Genomic DNA, 16,340 nt, shown 5'->3' with positions numbered 1-16,340 from the left:
TTGAGTGTTAAAATTTCTTTAATTACGTTGCATCATCTGTTGAATTTTTTCAACGCCATAACTCTCTATTTGATCATCACGGAGCCCTGCACTGTCTCCTTTTATGATTGGGCTCATGCGGTGGTTTAAAACCTCTTGAGAAAAATCATGGGTAAACAGATAAAAGTTTTCATCTTCGATGGTTTTAATAATTTGCAGTGCAACATCATTGCCATCTAACCCTCGACCATCAAAACCAGCAGTAAAGTTTTCTTTAATGGTTGCAAGTGGATCGCCGTCAACTACTTCAAAACCTTTTTGTGCGCCTAAAAGCCCTGTTTTAACAAAACCAGGACAAGCAACTGAAAGTTTAATATTCGTATTACCTAACATTTCCAGTTCAAGTTTAATTGATTCACTTACCGCTACCACACCAAACTTACTGGCATGATAAGGACCGAAACATGGTTCGACGACGTGCCCTGCTAACGAAGCTGTATTCACTATATGAGCTTGGTTGCCTTGTTCAATAATTCGTGGCATAAAGGCACGTATGCCATTAATTACACCTTTTAAGTTGATGTCGATATGGAAATCCCATTCGCTTTCATCACATTCCCAAGTAAATTTTGGCGCAGTAAATACACCAGCATTGTTAATGAGCACATCCACTTGTCCAAACTCACTAAACGCCGCATTGGCAACTGCATTTACTTGTTCAAACTTGCGCACATCAGCGGGTACGGCAATTACCTTGGTATTAATTCTTTCAAGCTCGTTTGTCACTTTATCCAAGGCTTCTTGGTTAAGATCTGTTATTACCAAATTAGCCCCACGAGCGGCGAAACTCTTTGCTAAACAAAGACCAATGCCAGAAGCGGCACCAGTGATAACAACAACTTTTTGTTTAAAATCTTTCATCTTATTTCTCTGTCCAGTGCATCAAACTAATCTTTACAAACAGTACTCTGTACCATGTTAACCATATCCAGAGCATCAAATACCGGTAAGCCAGTTGCGTTACGTATTGCTTCTGAATATACCGGCATTTCGGTGCACTCTAATAAAAACATACCTAAATCAGGATATTCATTTTGCAGGTTTACAGCTGTATTAACGACAGCCTTTTCAACGGCGCTTTTATCATACGCATCAGTAGTCATGGTTAACCAAACCTGCTTGTCAGCCTCAGCAGCTTCATTCATACCCCGAACCACAATAGGCATATCATCAGTTACACCACATTCTTTTAATAAAATGTTATCGCGCACTCTAAGCTGCTCTTCACTTACGGTAAGAATCCCTATACGTTTACCTTTAGCCATACTTTTATGTAAAAGCGGTGCAAACATCACAGTAGAAGAATAAAATGGAATATCGAGTTCTCTAGATATCAACGATTGAATTGCACCAGTTAAACCACAACCACCAACAATGGCTTTAACGCCATCTTCTTGTAATTGTTTGGCAGCATTGATCCAGTTAGGTAAATTCCAACCTCGCCATTCATCACGACCATCGATAAACCCTTGTGGGTCAACAGGATCATCAACGAAGGCAATTCTAACGGGAAAGTCATAACTTTTAGCGTAGGCAAAATGTTTTGGATAAGAAATACAGTTATACCAAGGGCGAAAAACTAATAAGCCAATATCTTCGCCAAAATCGTATTTACGCTTATCAGCACCTGTCATTTCTGTAATGATAGGTTCATTGTTTATAGGATCTAATGAAATCCGGCTGCGTTTTTTAATTAAACCATTAGACATAATTTATTAACCTTGGATTTGTTATTTCGTTAAGACTAAACAATTTGACTATATATACCTAGTCTTTAAATAAGATAGGCTGTATTTGACAAATTAATAGTAACAAAGGACTAAAATATCTGCTTTTTAGATAGGTAATTGGCAAGGTTCTCTGCCATTATTAATTTTTATCACTACCATTTATACGTTTATGTCTGCTTATAATCACATTGAAAAGATCAAATTGCTGCCAGCAACAACACCTCTTTGTTTGTTAGAACAGTTATCAATTAAATATCAGCAAACACTGTATATAAAAAGAGACGACTTAACCGGTATTGGTGCAGGTGGCAACAAATTAAGAAAGTTGGAATACTTATTTGCCGATGCGCTTCAAAAAGATGCTACAACGGTCATAACAGGTGGCGGCGTACAATCAAATCATGCCGCTATGACCGCAGTATGTGCGAAAAAGCTTGGCCTGGAATGTCATATTGCACTTGCTGACGCCGTCCCTATTTATAGCGAACACTATCAACGTGGTGGCAATGTATTTTTAGAGCAACTTGCCGATGCTAAACTTACTCGCTTTGCAAAAGGCCTAAGTAGCGGCGAATGCATCGAACAACTCGCGAATAAAATAACCGCAGACAGTAACGATATACCCTATATCATCCCTATGGGGGGGTCGAATGCAATTGGCGCACTAGGTTATGTGGATGCTGCTAATGAATTGTTGACGCAACTTAACGAACAAAATATCACTTTAGATAGTATTGTTCTTGGCTCAGGTAGTGCAGGCACTCAAGCAGGATTACTCATGGGCTTGCTGTTAGCCGGTTCGAATATAAAAGTGCTAGGGGTCAGTGTATTAGCGCAGCAAAACGACCTTATTAATAATATAGACGCTTTATGCGTAGAAATAGCCGAGATCTTAGGTGTTGAACAACAAAACTGGCGCCAACATATTTATGTTGATGACGGCTATATAGGCGAAGGTTATGGCATAGCACAAGAGTCAACCTGGCAAGCTATTAAAACCTTGATCAGCGAAGAAGGCATCATTTGCGATCCTTGCTATACCGGCAAAGCCTTGGATGGCTGGCTTGATATATTGAGTAAACGCGACGGTTCGCTCGGTCAGAATAGTTTATTTTGGCATACTGGTGGAGTTGCAGGCTTATTTGGCTATGTTTAACACTTTAAAACGGTCAGTACCCTTTAGTAATATTAGCTAATAATATACTGACCTATTTAGTTAAAGTATCAATTAACCTGCCATAGAAACGCCGATGCGGTTCCAAGTGTTGATTAATGCAACAAGCATGATTAATTGGGCAATTTCTTCTTCACTGAAAAACATACCAAGATTCGTGTAAGTTTCCTTGGTTAAACCGTCAACAGAGATATTGGTGATTTCATCAGTTGCAGCTAATACAGCTTGCTCTTTCTCATTAAATAGAGTTGATTCCTTCCAGCTAGCTAACGCAGTGATACGCTCATTCGACTCACCTAATTTTGTAGCCGCTTCGGTATGCATACCGATACAGAACTGACAACCATTTAATATTGATGCGCGAATTCGAACCATTTCTTGCAAATTTGCTGCGATGGTTGATTTTGCTATGTAGCCTTCTAAACCGAACATTGCTTGATATGCTGCTGGTTGTACTTGTTGAATATTAACTCTGCTCATTATCATTACCTTTTAACTATTGGAAGTATTTACACTAATCGTCAGTGCGACTTATTGAGGCTAGTTTAGCCACTTCCAATTAATGAATAAACAGCTATAATTTCAAAACATAATTGCCAAATCAGCATCAGTGAGACTTTATTGTTAAAAACACAAATCATAGATTTAGAAATATTCATTGCCGTAGTTGAATCATTGAGCTTTACTAAAGCTGCAGAACAACTAAATATTGCAGCTTCTGTAGTGAGTCGCAGCATAAAGAAGCTCGAGCAACAATACGGTACAACCTTGTTGCACCGCACTACTCGAAAAATAAGCCTTACCCAAGAGGGAGAGTGGTTGTTTTCTAAAGCTAATGAAATTGTTAACAGTATTAAAGACACCGAAGCATATTTGATAGAAGAAAAGACTATACCTAAGGGGATGTTAAGAATTGATGCTGCCACCCCATTTGCTATTCATGCCCTCGCCCCTTTAATCTCAGGATTTAACCAGTTGTTTCCGCACGTAAAAGTGGTATTGGAAGCACACGAATCGAACATTAACTTGATTGATCGAAAAGTTGATGTGGCTATACGCATAGGAACCTTAGAAGACTCTTCATTAAAAGCGAAAAAGCTGGGACACACGCATCGCAAACTTTATGCTGCACCAACCTATATAAAGCAGTTTGGTCGTCCAAGTTGCGCAGAAGATTTAATCCAGCATAAGTGCTTAGGCTTTAGCAAACCCAGTAAATTAAATACTTGGCCAATAAAAGATAACAACAATAACTTAGTCGTTATTGAGCCGAGCATTTTTGCCGACAATGGTGAAACGATAAAACAACTAGCAGTAAAAGGAGCTGGAATTGCTTGTATATCAGCATTTACTACAATAGATGATGTAAAAGATGGCAACTTAATCGCCTTGCTTGAGCAACAACAAGAAACAATAAATATACCTGTTTATGCGGTTTACTACGCCGATAAAGCGATGAGTAGCCGGGTACGAGTGTTTATTGATTATATTAGCGAACATATAAATTTAGGTTAAATGGTCGTAATATAAAGCGTTCCTCCAAAGGATTAAAGGCTCTCTCCCCTTTTTCCATGTACATTTATCTGGCGTTGTTGCTTTCGAAACACTAACGGCGTTAACCCCGACAAACTCTTAAAAGCACGGCTAAAATGGGTCGAGTTTTTGTAACCCAACATCAATGCCAACTCAATAATGCTCTGATCCGTTTGTCGTAAATAATAACTCGCCATATCAAGTTTTACCTGATTAGTTAATTGTCGAAACGTTGTGCCCTCTTGCTCCAAGCGTGAGCGAATTTGCCGGGCGGTTAAACCAAGATGTCGTTCAAAGTAATCTTTATCTGGTAGTCCGTAACGGGAAAAAGCAAACATAATTTCATATACCCGTTCACTAAAATTTTGTTTTATCAGTGCTGACACCGCAACGTTGTTCAACAAGTGTTTGTTTATGGTACCGAGTTGCTGGTTACTAAAATACATACCCGTACAGTCTGCTTTGTCAAAAACATTTGCCAGTGTAAAGGTCTCGGCCAACACCCCATGAGTATCAGTATTCAATGCTTTTAGCGCACTTGGTTGCCAGTGTTCGCCAATAAAGTGTCGGCCAATATGGCGAAAGTGACACAAGACTATTTGTTCAACCTGCGGATGATCCTTAGCCAGCATTTCAAAACCACTGCCCTGTATCCATGCGCCCCTTTGTTGATAGACAAGCTTTAAACTGGCATTACTCGATTCACCACGAATTAATGCAATGATCTGCATCCAAACATCATGTAATGAATGAGATTGCTCAAATGCTTGTCTAAACAACTTCATTATTAGCTTGCCCTGATCGTAGTGATCAATTTTTACGCCCAAATCAAAACACTGTAACTGCTCTGCGGCCAATTCTAATAAGCGCCACCAGGCGATCGCAGGCACTTGTATATTGTAATCATCAAGCAGCGCTATCGGTAAGCCAGTTTCAAGTAACCACTTATCCAATGGACAATTTAACGTTTTTAAATACTCCAGTGTCGGGGCAAGTGACTGTCCTGCACTCATTGATATGGTTTTAGTTAGCATCGTTTAATACCCGGTTTGTAACAGAGATGTAAACAACTGTTAAATGTCTAAAAATGGTCTTTTTATTATTATCCAGTTGTTACTATTTAGTCAATTGATACACACAGCAATTGTTAACACTCTTAACAAAAATATTAAGTTATTACTTAAGTTTAAATATAAGGTTGAACATTTATGAAACGCAAAATTATCGCAATCACTATTACAACAATCCTTTCTACCGCTGCTATGGCGCACAACATTGGTCATAAACATGAACACGTTGAAGGCGGCTGGAACTCAGCAGCAGGTTTTGTTTCAGATACAGATATAAACAATAAATTATGGAACCCGCGTGGTAAAACCACAGAAGATTATAAAAAGCGTGCCAAAATTGTTGCCCAAATGAGTGGCTCAGACCGCACTGAAGCAGATATGGCTAAAGATGTTAAAACTATTGCCCGTTACCAGGATGCTATCGTCATTAACTCATTATTACCTTCATTAGTTGGTGTGCAAGGTGGTGCAGAGAAGCATTTAACCGCTGCTTTAAAACAAAGCAAAGATGCCAACATTACTTTAATTTCAGGCTCTGTATTTGGCTACCCAGGCGTTAACGATGTTTCAATGGAAGATACCATTGAACGCTCTGATAAAGTATTAAAGCAAATGGGCATTGAAAAAGTAAATTCGGTTGCAGATATTCGCAAGGCCAAAAGTGAAAATAAAATCGCTGCAATGTACAACACCCAAGGCGCTGATTTCGTGATCGAAGATATGAGTAAAGTTGCCAGGGCAAAACAGCAAGGTATTCAAGTAATGAACTTTACCTACAACAACGACAATGCGTTAGCTGGCGGAGGTCAAAACCCAGAAGAAAATGGCGTAACGGACTTAGGTAAAGAGTTTATTAAAAACGCGAATGAACAAGGTGTTATTATTGATTGTTCACACTCATCTAGCCAAACTTGTGTCGATGCAGCTAAATACTCAACAAAACCAATTATGGCTTCACACTCAAATACGCAAGGCATTTATGACATTGGTCGTAATGTATCTGATGAAGCTATTTTAGCGATTGGTAAAACCGGTGGCGTAGTTTGTACCAATGGTGTGGGTATGTTTATGAACAAAGAAGGCAAAGCCTCAATGGAAGCTATTGCCGAGCATGTGGTTTATACAGCTAAACTAATTGGTAAAGACAAAACATGTTATGGCTCAGATAAAGTACACCATATGGAAGACTTAATGGTAAAAGCTTTACCATTCCCAGATCTTTACCCACCAGAAAAAGGTTTCGGAGCATTTTTACAATCAGCAACCGGTGCAGATATTTGGGGTATCGTTCGCGTTCTTGAAGATAAATACAATTGGAATGAACAAGAAATACGTGGTTTCCTAGGTGAAAACTTAATGCGCGTTTATGCCGCTAACTGGAAATAAATATTAATTTCAGTGCTTAGGTAACAAAAATGGAGCCAATTTGGCTCCGTTTTTTTACTAAAGAATATAGCTATTCAATAATACTGACTAATGGCTGACCCCTTTGCCGACTTTTTCTTTAATGTATTGCGATGGGGTTACACCACTCCAATTGATAAAAGCACGAGTAAAGTGTCCCTGATTTTTATAACCTAAATCTTCAGCAATCTGGGCTAAAGAAAGTTTACTATGAGTTAATTCATATACCGCCAAATTATACTTAACATCATTAGCGACATCACGAAAACATGTGCCATCTTTTTTCAATCGACTTTTGATCTGCTTTGCGGTTAAATTAAATGCTTGCTCAAGGGACGTTAATACCATCAATGAGACCTTTTTCCTTATATATAAGATATGAAAGATGCGATCTTTAAAACTGATATCGGAGATAGTGTTTAGTTTTTGTTCGACACTTTGATTAACTACAATATAATTTTCTGGCAGATATTTGGCGTCAATAAAGAAGCCTGCAAAAGCATTTTTATCTAATAAACAAGCGTGTTTAAAGTATTGATTAAAAACGTTACGACTATCCTCATGCCTTACTCTTATTGCCGATGGTTGCCAGGTATCACCTAAATAATGTTTTAAAAATTTAAACAGCTCGCCTAACGAATGCTGCTCAATAATGTCGAGGGCGGTTTGCGGATAAGGCTCAAAGTTTCTCGCTAAAAACCAAACACCATGCTTAGATTTTTCAAGAAATACTATTGCGCCAGTTGACAGATAGTTCACCTGAGAGACCAAATAATTAAGCGCATCTATAAGTGATTTGTTACTTGCCGTAATGCTGGTCAATAAGGGCATTATAAAAGCTTTATTTTCAAACGCCATCTTAAAGCCTAAATCATAAATCTGATGCTTATGTGCACTCTGGTGCAGTAGTTCCCACCAGGGCCTCGACGGAGCCCACTGCACGCTTTCATTACTCAGGTCACTCCACGATAAACCTCTTTGTTCAATTTCACTGTGACTGCACAACTTATGTCGTAACAGATATTCTAAGCAAGGTAATATAGCTGATTTGTTAACCAGTGATATATTTTTGTTTTCCACGCCCTATCTCCGCTATAAAAACGCCAAAATGTCCCAAAGTGGTAAATACCATCATAAAATTTACTTATAATTTAATCAATCTTTACTACTCATAACGAGGTTTTATCTTATGAAAGCAATGAAAATCAAACTATTAGGGGCTCTTGTTGTTACTGCCTTTATTGCAGCTAATGCACAAGCTGCACAAACGCTATTCAAAAATGTTAATGTTTTTAACGGCACCGACAATCAACTTTATAGTAACTTAAACGTGTTAGTTGATGGCAATAAAATCACATCGATTTCTGCTGAGCTACCGAAAGTTGATGACACAGCAACATTGATTGATGGTACAGGTAAAACCTTGATGCCAGGATTAATCGAATCGCACACTCATTTAAACTTGCAATATATGCAAGGTGGCTATAACACGCTTGAAAACCGTAGTTGGCAAGAAGTTGGTGCCATGGCCGCCGGCGCTGCTCGTCATATATTGATGGATGGTTACACCACCATACGAGATCTTGGTACCTTAAATGCTGGCTTTAGAAATGCAGCAGACGCAGGCCTAGTTGACAGTCCTCGTATTTACACTGCAGGTACTGTTATCGGACAAACCGCCGGGCATGGTGATTGGCGTTTAGTTTCAAATGTTAGCGAAGCACAATTTGAAGTATCAAATATAAATCGCTTAGGTTTCATTAAAAATACCGATGGTGCGGATGAAGTACTAAAAGCCGCGCGTAATAACTACGCCCAATATGCTGACTTTACTAAGCTAACCATCAGTGGCGGTATCTTCTCAGATAAAGATCCGCTTTTTACCACGCAAATGAATGAAGCTGAGTTAAAGGCTGCGGTAGAGGCTGCTGATGCTTGGGATTCTTACGTAACTGCTCATGTCTTTAATGATAAAGATGTGCGTCGTGCGATGAAAGCTGGGCTTAAAATGTTTGAACATACCCCTTATATCACTGACGATACTGCCAAGTTAATGGCAAAAAACAACATCATGACTAACCCACAATTTGGCACGGTAAGTCCTAAGTTTCCGGTTGAAGCGGTATTTGGCCCAAAAGGTACGCCAACTCGAGATAAGGCTGACATGGCCTTTGATGAAGCAAGAGAGTTACCAAATATTATTAAACGCAATGGCGTAAAGGCAGTGTTTGGTGTCGATGTAGTAACGGTAGACCCATACATGACGCGTAAACAACGCGATTATGAAATTTTCCGCTGGGGAGAGTTATTTGACAACTTTTATACCCTTAAAGCATTAACGTCTTATGGTGGTGAGCTTGCTGCACTAACTGGTAAAGGCAATCCGTATCCAGGAAAAATTGGTGTTGTTGAAGTGGGTGCCTATGCTGATTTATTACTTGTTGACGGTAATCCATTAGAAGACTTAAGCGTTATCGGTGCACAAGCTGATATTTTCAGTGTTCCTAACCGTGACGAAGGTGCCATCGATGGTATGAAAATTATCATGAAAGACGGCAAAATTTATAAAAACACCCTGTAGTAACCTCGGTGATTAATACTAAGAGTGATGAAATCATCACTCGTATTTAAGGAATTTAAAAATGAAAAAATTAATTTTAATTATGTTGAATGTTGCAGTACTCGGATTATTTAGTACTGCTGCATCTGCAGAGCAACAAGACAAAAGACACTTTATGTTTATTGGTGAACCAAATGCCGCGGCATGGAAATATTTGATGGATAATCCTGCCGACAGAAAATCATCTGTTGAAGGAGCATTTAAAGAGCTTGGTGGTGAGGTATTAAGCTACTACTTTGGTTTAGGTGATGGTAAAAACTACATCACGGTAACCATTCCAAACGACAACGAACTTATTCAAGCCATTTATTTAATGCGTTTACCCGCTGGCATGCTAACTTCATACAAAGTGATTGAATTGATGCCTAGTGAGCAAATGAGCAAATGAGCAAAGCATTAATAAAATCAAAACAATTAGTTTCTGGCGATAAAACAGTTAAGTAGGCTGACAAACCTCTTAAAGGTATTAAAAGGGGTCGTTAATATTTATCGGTTAGAGTAAATATTAACGACCCCTTTAACTGTTTAATCAAAGATTAAATATGAATCGCATGACCTAAAGACGCCATCGCCGCTTCCATCGTGGCTTCACCCAGTGTTGGGTGAACGTGAATGGTATTGGCTAAATCTTCCAAACGGGCCCCCATTTCAATGGCCGTAGCAAATTGATTTGAAAGCTCGGCAACGTGTGCACCAACCGCATGAATACCAATCACCACATGGTTATCTTCACGGGCGGTAATACGAACAAAGCCGCCATCACTGCCCGCTTCCATTGCAAGTGCTTTGCCAATTGCGGCAAATGGGAATTTGCCAACTTTGGTTTTAATGCCTTGTGCGCTTGCATCATCTGGCGTTAAGCCTACACCAACAAGTTCTGGCTCAGTAAAACATACCGCAGGAATAACAGTAGGGTTAAACTCGCGTTTTAAACCTGAGATAATTTCAGCAACCATTTCACCTTGTGCCGAAGCTTTATGAGCAAGCATTGGCTCGCCAACTAAGTCACCAATTGCCCATACACCTTTCATTGCTGTGCGACATTGGTTATCTACTTTTACAAATGGACCATCCATATCAATACACATGTTTTCAAGGCCATAGCCTTTAGTGTTAGGGCGACGACCAACAGTGACTAATACTTTGTCACCGTGGATAGCATGTTCAATGCCCTTTTTATCGGTATAGGTTAAAGTTGCCCCGTCGTCACTACCGTGATCAACAACGCCTTGCGCTCGCGCTTTATATTCAATTTTGACATCGTGCTTTTTCAGCCAGTCAGCAACAGGTTTGGTTAACTCTTTATCGTATAGCGGTAAAATGCGATCCATGCCTTCAATAAATGTCACTTTTGCACCTAACTTACGATAAGCAATCCCCATTTCTAAACCAATATAGCCGGCTCCAATCACCACTAAATGATTTGGCAATTCTTGCTGTTCTAGTGCTTCAGTGCTCGAAATAACATTTTCACTGTACGGTAAAAATGGCAATTCTGTTGCTGTTGAGCCATTCGCTAAAATAACGTTTTCAGCTTTTATGGTTACCGGACCGTCTGCAGTTTCAACGGTGCAGTTTTTCGCATCAGAAAACGTTGCCCAACCTTTAACATGGTTTACTTTGTTCTTTTTAAGTAAGCTTTCAACGCCGCCGCTTAATCGTGCCACGATCGATTCTTTCCAATCAATCAGCTTGGGCATATCTAACTGCGCAGGTTGCGATACGGTTATTCCTAGCTTACCAGCACCGGTATGAGCATTAATTTCTTCAAAACGAGTAGCCGCATGAATTAATGCTTTTGACGGAATACAACCGCGTATTAAACACGTACCGCCGGCTCTGTCGCCTTCAACGATAACGGTGTCTAAACCAAGTTGACCAGCACGAATTGCCGCAACGTAGCCACCTGGGCCAGCACCTACCACTAATACTTTACATGAAATTGAACTCATAATTTTTATCCCTTCATAAATAAGGTTGCAGGGCTTTCTAATAAGCTCTTAATACGTTGCACGAATAACGTCGCTTCCCAGCCATCGATTACACGATGATCAAATGAAGATGAAATATTCATAATGTCGCGAGGTACAAAACCACCGTCTTGCCATACCGGACGTTTCGCCATTTTGTTAATACCAATAATGGCAACTTCTGGAGAGTTGATAACCGGCGTGGTCACAATACCGCCCATTGGCCCTAAACTGGTAATGGTAATGGTTGAGCCGCTTAGCTCTTCACGTTTGGCTTTACCGCTGCGTGCGGCAGTAGATAAACGCTTAACCTCATCAGCAGATTGCCATAAATCAAGCGTTTCAGCATGACGTACTACTGGTACCACTAACCCACTGTCGGTTTGGGTGGCAATACCAACATGCGCTGCACCATAACGATAAACAATGTTGTCATCATCATCAAAACGAGCGCTCATTTCTGGGAACTCTTTCATCGCGATAACCAAAGCTTTCATAAAGAAAGGTAACATGGTTAATTTAGGCTGCTCTGCGGTTTTTTCTTTGTTTAGCTTAGCGCGAAGTTTTTCTAATTCGGTAACGTCAATTTCTTCAACGTAAGTGAAATGTGGAATACGCTGCATGGTATCTTGCATGATTGCCGCAATTTTACGACGTAAACCAATGACTTTAACTTCTTCAACAGACTCATCAGCGGTTGGTCCGGCATTAAAATTAGCCATGGGCGCCATTGCATTTGATTGACCCGCAATAAACGCATCTAAATCATCATGCGTTATACGCTCTGCTGGGCCACTGCCACGAACAAAGTTTAAATTAATGCCGGCATTTAATGCTCGTTGACGAACGGCTGGTGATGCCATGGGCTTATCACCTTCAGCACGTGGTGCGCCTATACTTTGCGCGGCTACAGGCACTGAAGATATTGAGGTATTTTTAGCATTGACCGTTGGTTTATCAAATGCTGCTTTCGCTGATTTAGCAATAGTTTCTTTTACTGGATCGGCTGCTTTAAGTGTTTCAGTGTTAACAGGCGCAGGAACTGTTGCTGGAGTTGCACTTGTCTGCTCTTTTAGTTCAGATAAATTCCCTTCACCTCCAACATCTAAACGTACAAACATTGCACCTACGGCAATCATCTCGCCCGCTTCGCTGGCACGCCATAAAAGTTTTCCGTCAATTGGTGCTGGAATTTCAACCGTTGCTTTGTCGGTCATAACAACACAAAGCACATCATCTTCTTCAATGCTGTCACCTATATTAAGGTTCCATTCAACAATTTCGACTTCAGCGATACCTTCACCAATATCAGGAACATCAATATAGTAGTTACCTGGTAAGTTATGTGTTGGTGCTGCAGCTTCAACTTCTGTAGTAACAGCTTCAATCGTTTCTTCTACCACAAGCTCGGCTTCAGCTACTGGTTCTGATTCTGCGCTTTCATCAAAATTACTTTCATCAGCTGCAACTTGTAATTTCACAAAGTCAGCGCCTACAGCGATCATATCGCCCGCTTCAACAGCACGCCATTCAATTTTTCCGCCAACAGGTGACGGTATTTCAACCGTTGCTTTGTCGGTCATAACCACACAAAGTACGTCATCTTCTTCAACAGTTGAACCAATAGCAACATTCCATTCAACTACTTCAACTTCTGCAATACCTTCACCGATGTCAGGTACTTCAATTAAATAATTACTCATATTTTTACCCTTCCATCACTTTAACTAATGCTTCACCAACACGACCTGGGCCAGGGAAATAATCCCATTCTTGTGCATGCGGATAAGGCGTATCCCAACCGGTTACACGAATAATCGGCGCTTCTAAATTATAAAAACAGTTTTCTTGTACGACGGTAGTTAACTCTGAGGTAAAACCGCTGGTTTTTGTTGCTTCATTAACCACGACACAGCGACCGGTTTTCTTAACCGAGGCAATAATAGTTTCTTCATCAAGAGGTAATAGCGTACGTAAGTCGATAACTTCAGCGTCGATACCAGTTTCTTGTGCGGCGCAAATTGCAACATGCACCATAGTGCCATACGTTAAAATGGTTACGTCGTTTCCTGCTCTTGCTACTGCTGCTTTTCCTAATTCAACGGTGTAGTGCCCTTCTGGTACTTCAGCTAATGGCTGTTCACCCCAAGGCGTTACTGGGCGGTCATGATGCCCATCGAATGGGCCGTTGTATAAACGCTTAGGTTCAAAGAACACTACAGGATCATCATCTTCAATAGAGGCAATTAATAAGCCTTTAGCATCATATGGGTTTGAAGGAATAACCACTTTCAACCCAGCAACATGAGTAAACAAAGCCTCTGGTGATTGCGAATGGGTTTGCCCCCCATAAATACCGCCACCTGTAGGGGTACGAATGGTAATAGGTGCGAAAAATTCACCTCCTGAGCGGTAACGCAAACGCGCCGCTTCTGAAGCAATTTGGTCGTATGCAGGTAAAATGTAATCGGCAAACTGAATTTCTGGTACTGGACGCAGGCCATAAGCGCCCATACCAACAGCGGCGCCAATTATGCCTAATTCTGAAATAGGTGCATCAAAACAACGCTGCTTACCATATTTTTCTTGCAGGCCTTCAGTTGCGCGAAATACGCCGCCGAAATAACCAACATCTTCACCGAAAACGACTACGTTTTCATCTTGGGCCATTTTCACATCAAGTGCATCACGAATGGCTTCGATCATATTTTTACTAGGCATTCGTTTATACTCCAGCTTCTTGACGTTGTTTACGAAGATGCGCAGGCATTTCTTTATAAACATGATTAAACATTTCACTAACCGCCGGTAAGTCACCTTTACCCAAAGTACCGTAGCTTTCCGCTTCTTTTGCTGCAGCTTTCACTTCTGCTTTTAGCTGCTTTGTTAATGCTTGATGTTTATCTTCGTCCCAAACACCTTTAACTATAAGATGCTGCTTTAGTCGTTCGATAGGATCGCCTAACGGCCAGTGCTCGGCTTCATCAGCAGGACGATATTTTGTTGGATCGTCACTGGTAGTGTGCGCTGCAGCTCGATAGGTTACCCACTCAATTAACGTTGCACCTAGATTCTTGCGAGCACGTTCTATTGCCCACTGGCTTGCGGCATAAACTGCTAAGAAATCATTACCATCAACACGTAAAGATGGAATATTAAAGCCATGACCACGACAGGCGAAGTTTGCAGCTTCACCACTAGCAATGCCTTGGAACGTTGAAATTGCCCATTGGTTGTTTACAACGTTTAATACCGCTGGCGGTTTATACGTTGAGGCAAACACAAGACCAGAGTGAAAATCGCTTTCCGCCGTTGAACCATCTCCAATCCAAGCGGAAGCAACTTTATTGTCACCTTTAATGGCTGAAGCCATAGCCCAACCTACGGCCTGCATAAATTGCGTGCCTAAGTTGCCAGAAATAGAGAAGAACCCGTAATCACGCTCAGAATAGAAAAATGGCAATGAACGACCTCCTAATTTATCTTTCGAGTTTGAATAAATTTGATTAATCATATCGACCATAGGGAAGTCTTGCGCAATCAATAACCCTTGTTGACGATACGTAGGGAAACACATGTCTCCTTTTGATAAGGCCATGCGCTGTGCACAGGCTATCGCTTCCTCACCGCGACACTGCACATAAATAGAGGTTTTACCTTGGCGCTGCGACATAAATAAACGCTCATCAAATATGCGCGTTTTTAACATCACCGTTAAACCTTTGATTAACACATCATCAGCTAACTTGGGATCCCAGTCACCAACAGCTTGGCCGTTGTCATCTAAAACACGAACCATATCAAAAGCAAGATCACGCATATCAGCAGGGTTACTGTCAACAGCAGGTCTACGCACATTACCAGCATCTGGTACGGTAATATGACTAAAGTTTGGCTTATCGCCCGGACGAGAAGAAGGCTCCGGAACATGTAAACTCAATGGGGTGGAAAGTGGATTTTTATCACTCATTATTATTTCCTATGGTTTTGTTTTGCTGTCAAACACAGCAAACAATGCATAATGAAAAATATATCATGAGTACAATTAGGCTTTCATACCAAAAACACCACCATTAACACACTCAATTAGAATAACTAATTAAATTTCTTATCTTTATTGGCTTTATTCACCACTAAAATGTATATTGACAACTAATTTAATAACATTGACAAATCAGCTATGGACACCTTTACCTTAGATAAAACCGATATTGAAATACTTAGAACCCTGCAACATGATGCCGGTATTTCAAATCTAGAATTAGCCGATAAAGTTAACTTGTCACCTTCCCCCTGCTCTCGACGAGTAAAACTACTAGAAGAAGCTGGGTTCTTTCGCGGAAAAGTAACCCTATTAGATCCTAAAACGGTTGGCCTACCGGTTAATGTTTTTGTACAAATTACTTTGAGTAGGCAGAAAAAAGAATATTTAGAAGTTTTTGAAAAACATATCAGTATCTGGCCAGAGGTGATGGAGTGTTATTTAATGACCGGTGATTTTGACTACCTGATTCGAGTCGCGGTACCAGACTTAAGCAATTACCAAGTCTTTTTGAACAAAGTGACCGAAATGGAAGGTATAAATCATATTAAAAGTAGCTTTTCATTAAAGCAGGTATGTTATAAAACTGATTTGCCATTAACGCATTTAAGGGCTTAAGCTTATTTGCTATAACGCGCGAATAAATTCACGCCAACCACTGTCTATACTATGGTTGGTCTGAATTCATTCGGACGTTATCGATTTAATGCCACATATGACAATTTGCATTCCATCATCCCTGATGTAACAGAATTTAA

General features: G+C 40.3%; 15 protein-coding genes. 6 read left to right on the top strand and 9 right to left on the bottom strand.

Annotated features, from left to right (window positions below):
• Nucleotides 1-18: 18 nt before the first annotated feature.
• Both RGQ13_RS08465 and RGQ13_RS08460 read right to left on the bottom strand, forming a co-directional pair.
• Nucleotides 19-900 (bottom strand): SDR family NAD(P)-dependent oxidoreductase, encoded by an 882-nt coding sequence (locus RGQ13_RS08465; RefSeq protein WP_348393120.1) that lies wholly within the window; start codon nt 898-900, stop codon nt 19-21.
• A gap of 26 nt (nt 901-926) precedes the next feature.
• The gene (locus RGQ13_RS08460; protein ID WP_348393119.1) at nt 927-1,748 is read right to left on the bottom strand and encodes an aspartate/glutamate racemase family protein; all 822 of its coding nucleotides are present in this window, start codon (nt 1,746-1,748) and stop codon (nt 927-929) included.
• Between the two features lie 190 nt (nt 1,749-1,938).
• Here RGQ13_RS08460 and RGQ13_RS08455 point away from each other — a divergent pair, with 190 nt between their 5' ends.
• Complete coding sequence (locus RGQ13_RS08455; protein ID WP_348393118.1) at nt 1,939-2,925, top strand: D-cysteine desulfhydrase family protein; 987 nt, start codon at nt 1,939-1,941, stop codon at nt 2,923-2,925.
• A gap of 72 nt (nt 2,926-2,997) precedes the next feature.
• Here the strand turns inward: RGQ13_RS08455 and RGQ13_RS08450 are convergent, their stop codons facing one another.
• Nucleotides 2,998-3,423, bottom strand: coding sequence for a carboxymuconolactone decarboxylase family protein (locus tag RGQ13_RS08450; RefSeq protein ID WP_348393117.1), 426 nt, complete (start codon nt 3,421-3,423; stop codon nt 2,998-3,000).
• 141 nt (nt 3,424-3,564) lie between these two features.
• On the opposite strand from RGQ13_RS08450, the gene RGQ13_RS08445 reads away from it, so the two are divergent.
• Nucleotides 3,565-4,458: a LysR family transcriptional regulator gene (locus RGQ13_RS08445; RefSeq protein ID WP_348393116.1), complete on the top strand. Its 894-nt coding sequence runs from the start codon at nt 3,565-3,567 to the stop codon at nt 4,456-4,458.
• 32 nt (nt 4,459-4,490) lie between these two features.
• Here the strand turns inward: RGQ13_RS08445 and RGQ13_RS08440 are convergent, their stop codons facing one another.
• Complete coding sequence (locus RGQ13_RS08440; protein ID WP_348393115.1) at nt 4,491-5,510, bottom strand: helix-turn-helix domain-containing protein; 1,020 nt, start codon at nt 5,508-5,510, stop codon at nt 4,491-4,493.
• A gap of 174 nt (nt 5,511-5,684) precedes the next feature.
• Between RGQ13_RS08440 and RGQ13_RS08435 the strand changes: the two genes are divergently transcribed.
• The gene (locus RGQ13_RS08435) at nt 5,685-6,932 is read left to right on the top strand and encodes a dipeptidase (RefSeq protein WP_348393114.1); all 1,248 of its coding nucleotides are present in this window, start codon (nt 5,685-5,687) and stop codon (nt 6,930-6,932) included.
• Between the two features lie 87 nt (nt 6,933-7,019).
• On the opposite strand, the gene RGQ13_RS08430 is transcribed toward RGQ13_RS08435, so the two are convergent.
• Nucleotides 7,020-8,030, bottom strand: a complete 1,011-nt coding sequence (locus RGQ13_RS08430; protein WP_348393113.1) for a helix-turn-helix domain-containing protein — start codon at nt 8,028-8,030, stop codon at nt 7,020-7,022.
• 109 nt (nt 8,031-8,139) lie between these two features.
• Here RGQ13_RS08430 and RGQ13_RS08425 point away from each other — a divergent pair, with 109 nt between their 5' ends.
• Together RGQ13_RS08425 and RGQ13_RS08420 are read left to right on the top strand one after the other, a co-directional pair.
• Nucleotides 8,140-9,531 (top strand): amidohydrolase family protein, encoded by a 1,392-nt coding sequence (locus RGQ13_RS08425; protein ID WP_348393112.1) that lies wholly within the window; start codon nt 8,140-8,142, stop codon nt 9,529-9,531.
• Nucleotides 9,532-9,592: 61 nt separating this feature from the next.
• Complete coding sequence (locus tag RGQ13_RS08420) at nt 9,593-9,958, top strand: hypothetical protein (protein ID WP_348393111.1); 366 nt, start codon at nt 9,593-9,595, stop codon at nt 9,956-9,958.
• A gap of 148 nt (nt 9,959-10,106) precedes the next feature.
• Here the strand turns inward: RGQ13_RS08420 and lpdA are convergent, their stop codons facing one another.
• Genes lpdA through RGQ13_RS08400 form a run of 4 tightly spaced genes read right to left on the bottom strand, consistent with a single transcriptional unit; the run spans nt 10,107 to nt 15,510 of the window.
• Entirely contained in the window at nt 10,107-11,522 is a 1,416-nt protein-coding gene (lpdA, locus tag RGQ13_RS08415) for a dihydrolipoyl dehydrogenase (protein WP_348393110.1), read from the bottom strand.
• 5 nt (nt 11,523-11,527) lie between these two features.
• Complete coding sequence (locus RGQ13_RS08410) at nt 11,528-13,243, bottom strand: 2-oxo acid dehydrogenase subunit E2 (protein WP_348393109.1); 1,716 nt, start codon at nt 13,241-13,243, stop codon at nt 11,528-11,530.
• A gap of 4 nt (nt 13,244-13,247) precedes the next feature.
• On the bottom strand, nt 13,248-14,261 hold the full coding sequence (locus RGQ13_RS08405) for an alpha-ketoacid dehydrogenase subunit beta (protein WP_348393108.1): 1,014 nt from the start codon (nt 14,259-14,261) through the stop codon (nt 13,248-13,250).
• Nucleotides 14,262-14,265: 4 nt separating this feature from the next.
• The gene (locus RGQ13_RS08400) at nt 14,266-15,510 is read right to left on the bottom strand and encodes a 3-methyl-2-oxobutanoate dehydrogenase (2-methylpropanoyl-transferring) subunit alpha (RefSeq protein ID WP_348393107.1); all 1,245 of its coding nucleotides are present in this window, start codon (nt 15,508-15,510) and stop codon (nt 14,266-14,268) included.
• A 210-nt stretch (nt 15,511-15,720) separates the two neighbouring features.
• Here RGQ13_RS08400 and RGQ13_RS08395 point away from each other — a divergent pair, with 210 nt between their 5' ends.
• The gene (locus RGQ13_RS08395; protein ID WP_348393106.1) at nt 15,721-16,200 is read left to right on the top strand and encodes an Lrp/AsnC family transcriptional regulator; all 480 of its coding nucleotides are present in this window, start codon (nt 15,721-15,723) and stop codon (nt 16,198-16,200) included.
• Nucleotides 16,201-16,340: the final 140 nt, after the last annotated feature.

It is taken from the genome of Thalassotalea psychrophila (genome assembly GCF_031583595.1).
Classification (GTDB): Bacteria; Pseudomonadota; Gammaproteobacteria; order Enterobacterales; family Alteromonadaceae; genus Thalassotalea_A; species Thalassotalea_A psychrophila.
This window is presented reverse-complemented; position numbering and strand designations above follow the sequence as displayed.

Excerpts from the sequence above, each read along its gene's own strand:
- RGQ13_RS08435 (WP_348393114.1), top strand. The coding sequence starts at position 5,685 with ATGAAACGCAAAATTATCGCAATCACTATTACAACAATCCTTTCTACC.
- RGQ13_RS08465 (WP_348393120.1), bottom strand. The coding sequence starts at position 900 with ATGAAAGATTTTAAACAAAAAGTTGTTGTTATCACTGGTGCCGCTTCT.
- RGQ13_RS08455 (WP_348393118.1), top strand. The coding sequence starts at position 1,939 with ATGTCTGCTTATAATCACATTGAAAAGATCAAATTGCTGCCAGCAACA.
- RGQ13_RS08450 (WP_348393117.1), bottom strand. The coding sequence starts at position 3,423 with ATGAGCAGAGTTAATATTCAACAAGTACAACCAGCAGCATATCAAGCA.
- RGQ13_RS08425 (WP_348393112.1), top strand. The coding sequence starts at position 8,140 with ATGAAAGCAATGAAAATCAAACTATTAGGGGCTCTTGTTGTTACTGCC.
- RGQ13_RS08440 (WP_348393115.1), bottom strand. The coding sequence starts at position 5,510 with ATGCTAACTAAAACCATATCAATGAGTGCAGGACAGTCACTTGCCCCG.
- RGQ13_RS08410 (WP_348393109.1), bottom strand. The coding sequence starts at position 13,243 with ATGAGTAATTATTTAATTGAAGTACCTGACATCGGTGAAGGTATTGCA.
- RGQ13_RS08420 (WP_348393111.1), top strand. The coding sequence starts at position 9,593 with ATGAAAAAATTAATTTTAATTATGTTGAATGTTGCAGTACTCGGATTA.
- RGQ13_RS08460 (WP_348393119.1), bottom strand. The coding sequence starts at position 1,748 with ATGTCTAATGGTTTAATTAAAAAACGCAGCCGGATTTCATTAGATCCT.
- lpdA (WP_348393110.1), bottom strand. The coding sequence starts at position 11,522 with ATGAGTTCAATTTCATGTAAAGTATTAGTGGTAGGTGCTGGCCCAGGT.
- RGQ13_RS08400 (WP_348393107.1), bottom strand. The coding sequence starts at position 15,510 with ATGAGTGATAAAAATCCACTTTCCACCCCATTGAGTTTACATGTTCCG.
- RGQ13_RS08405 (WP_348393108.1), bottom strand. The coding sequence starts at position 14,261 with ATGCCTAGTAAAAATATGATCGAAGCCATTCGTGATGCACTTGATGTG.
- RGQ13_RS08395 (WP_348393106.1), top strand. The coding sequence starts at position 15,721 with ATGGACACCTTTACCTTAGATAAAACCGATATTGAAATACTTAGAACC.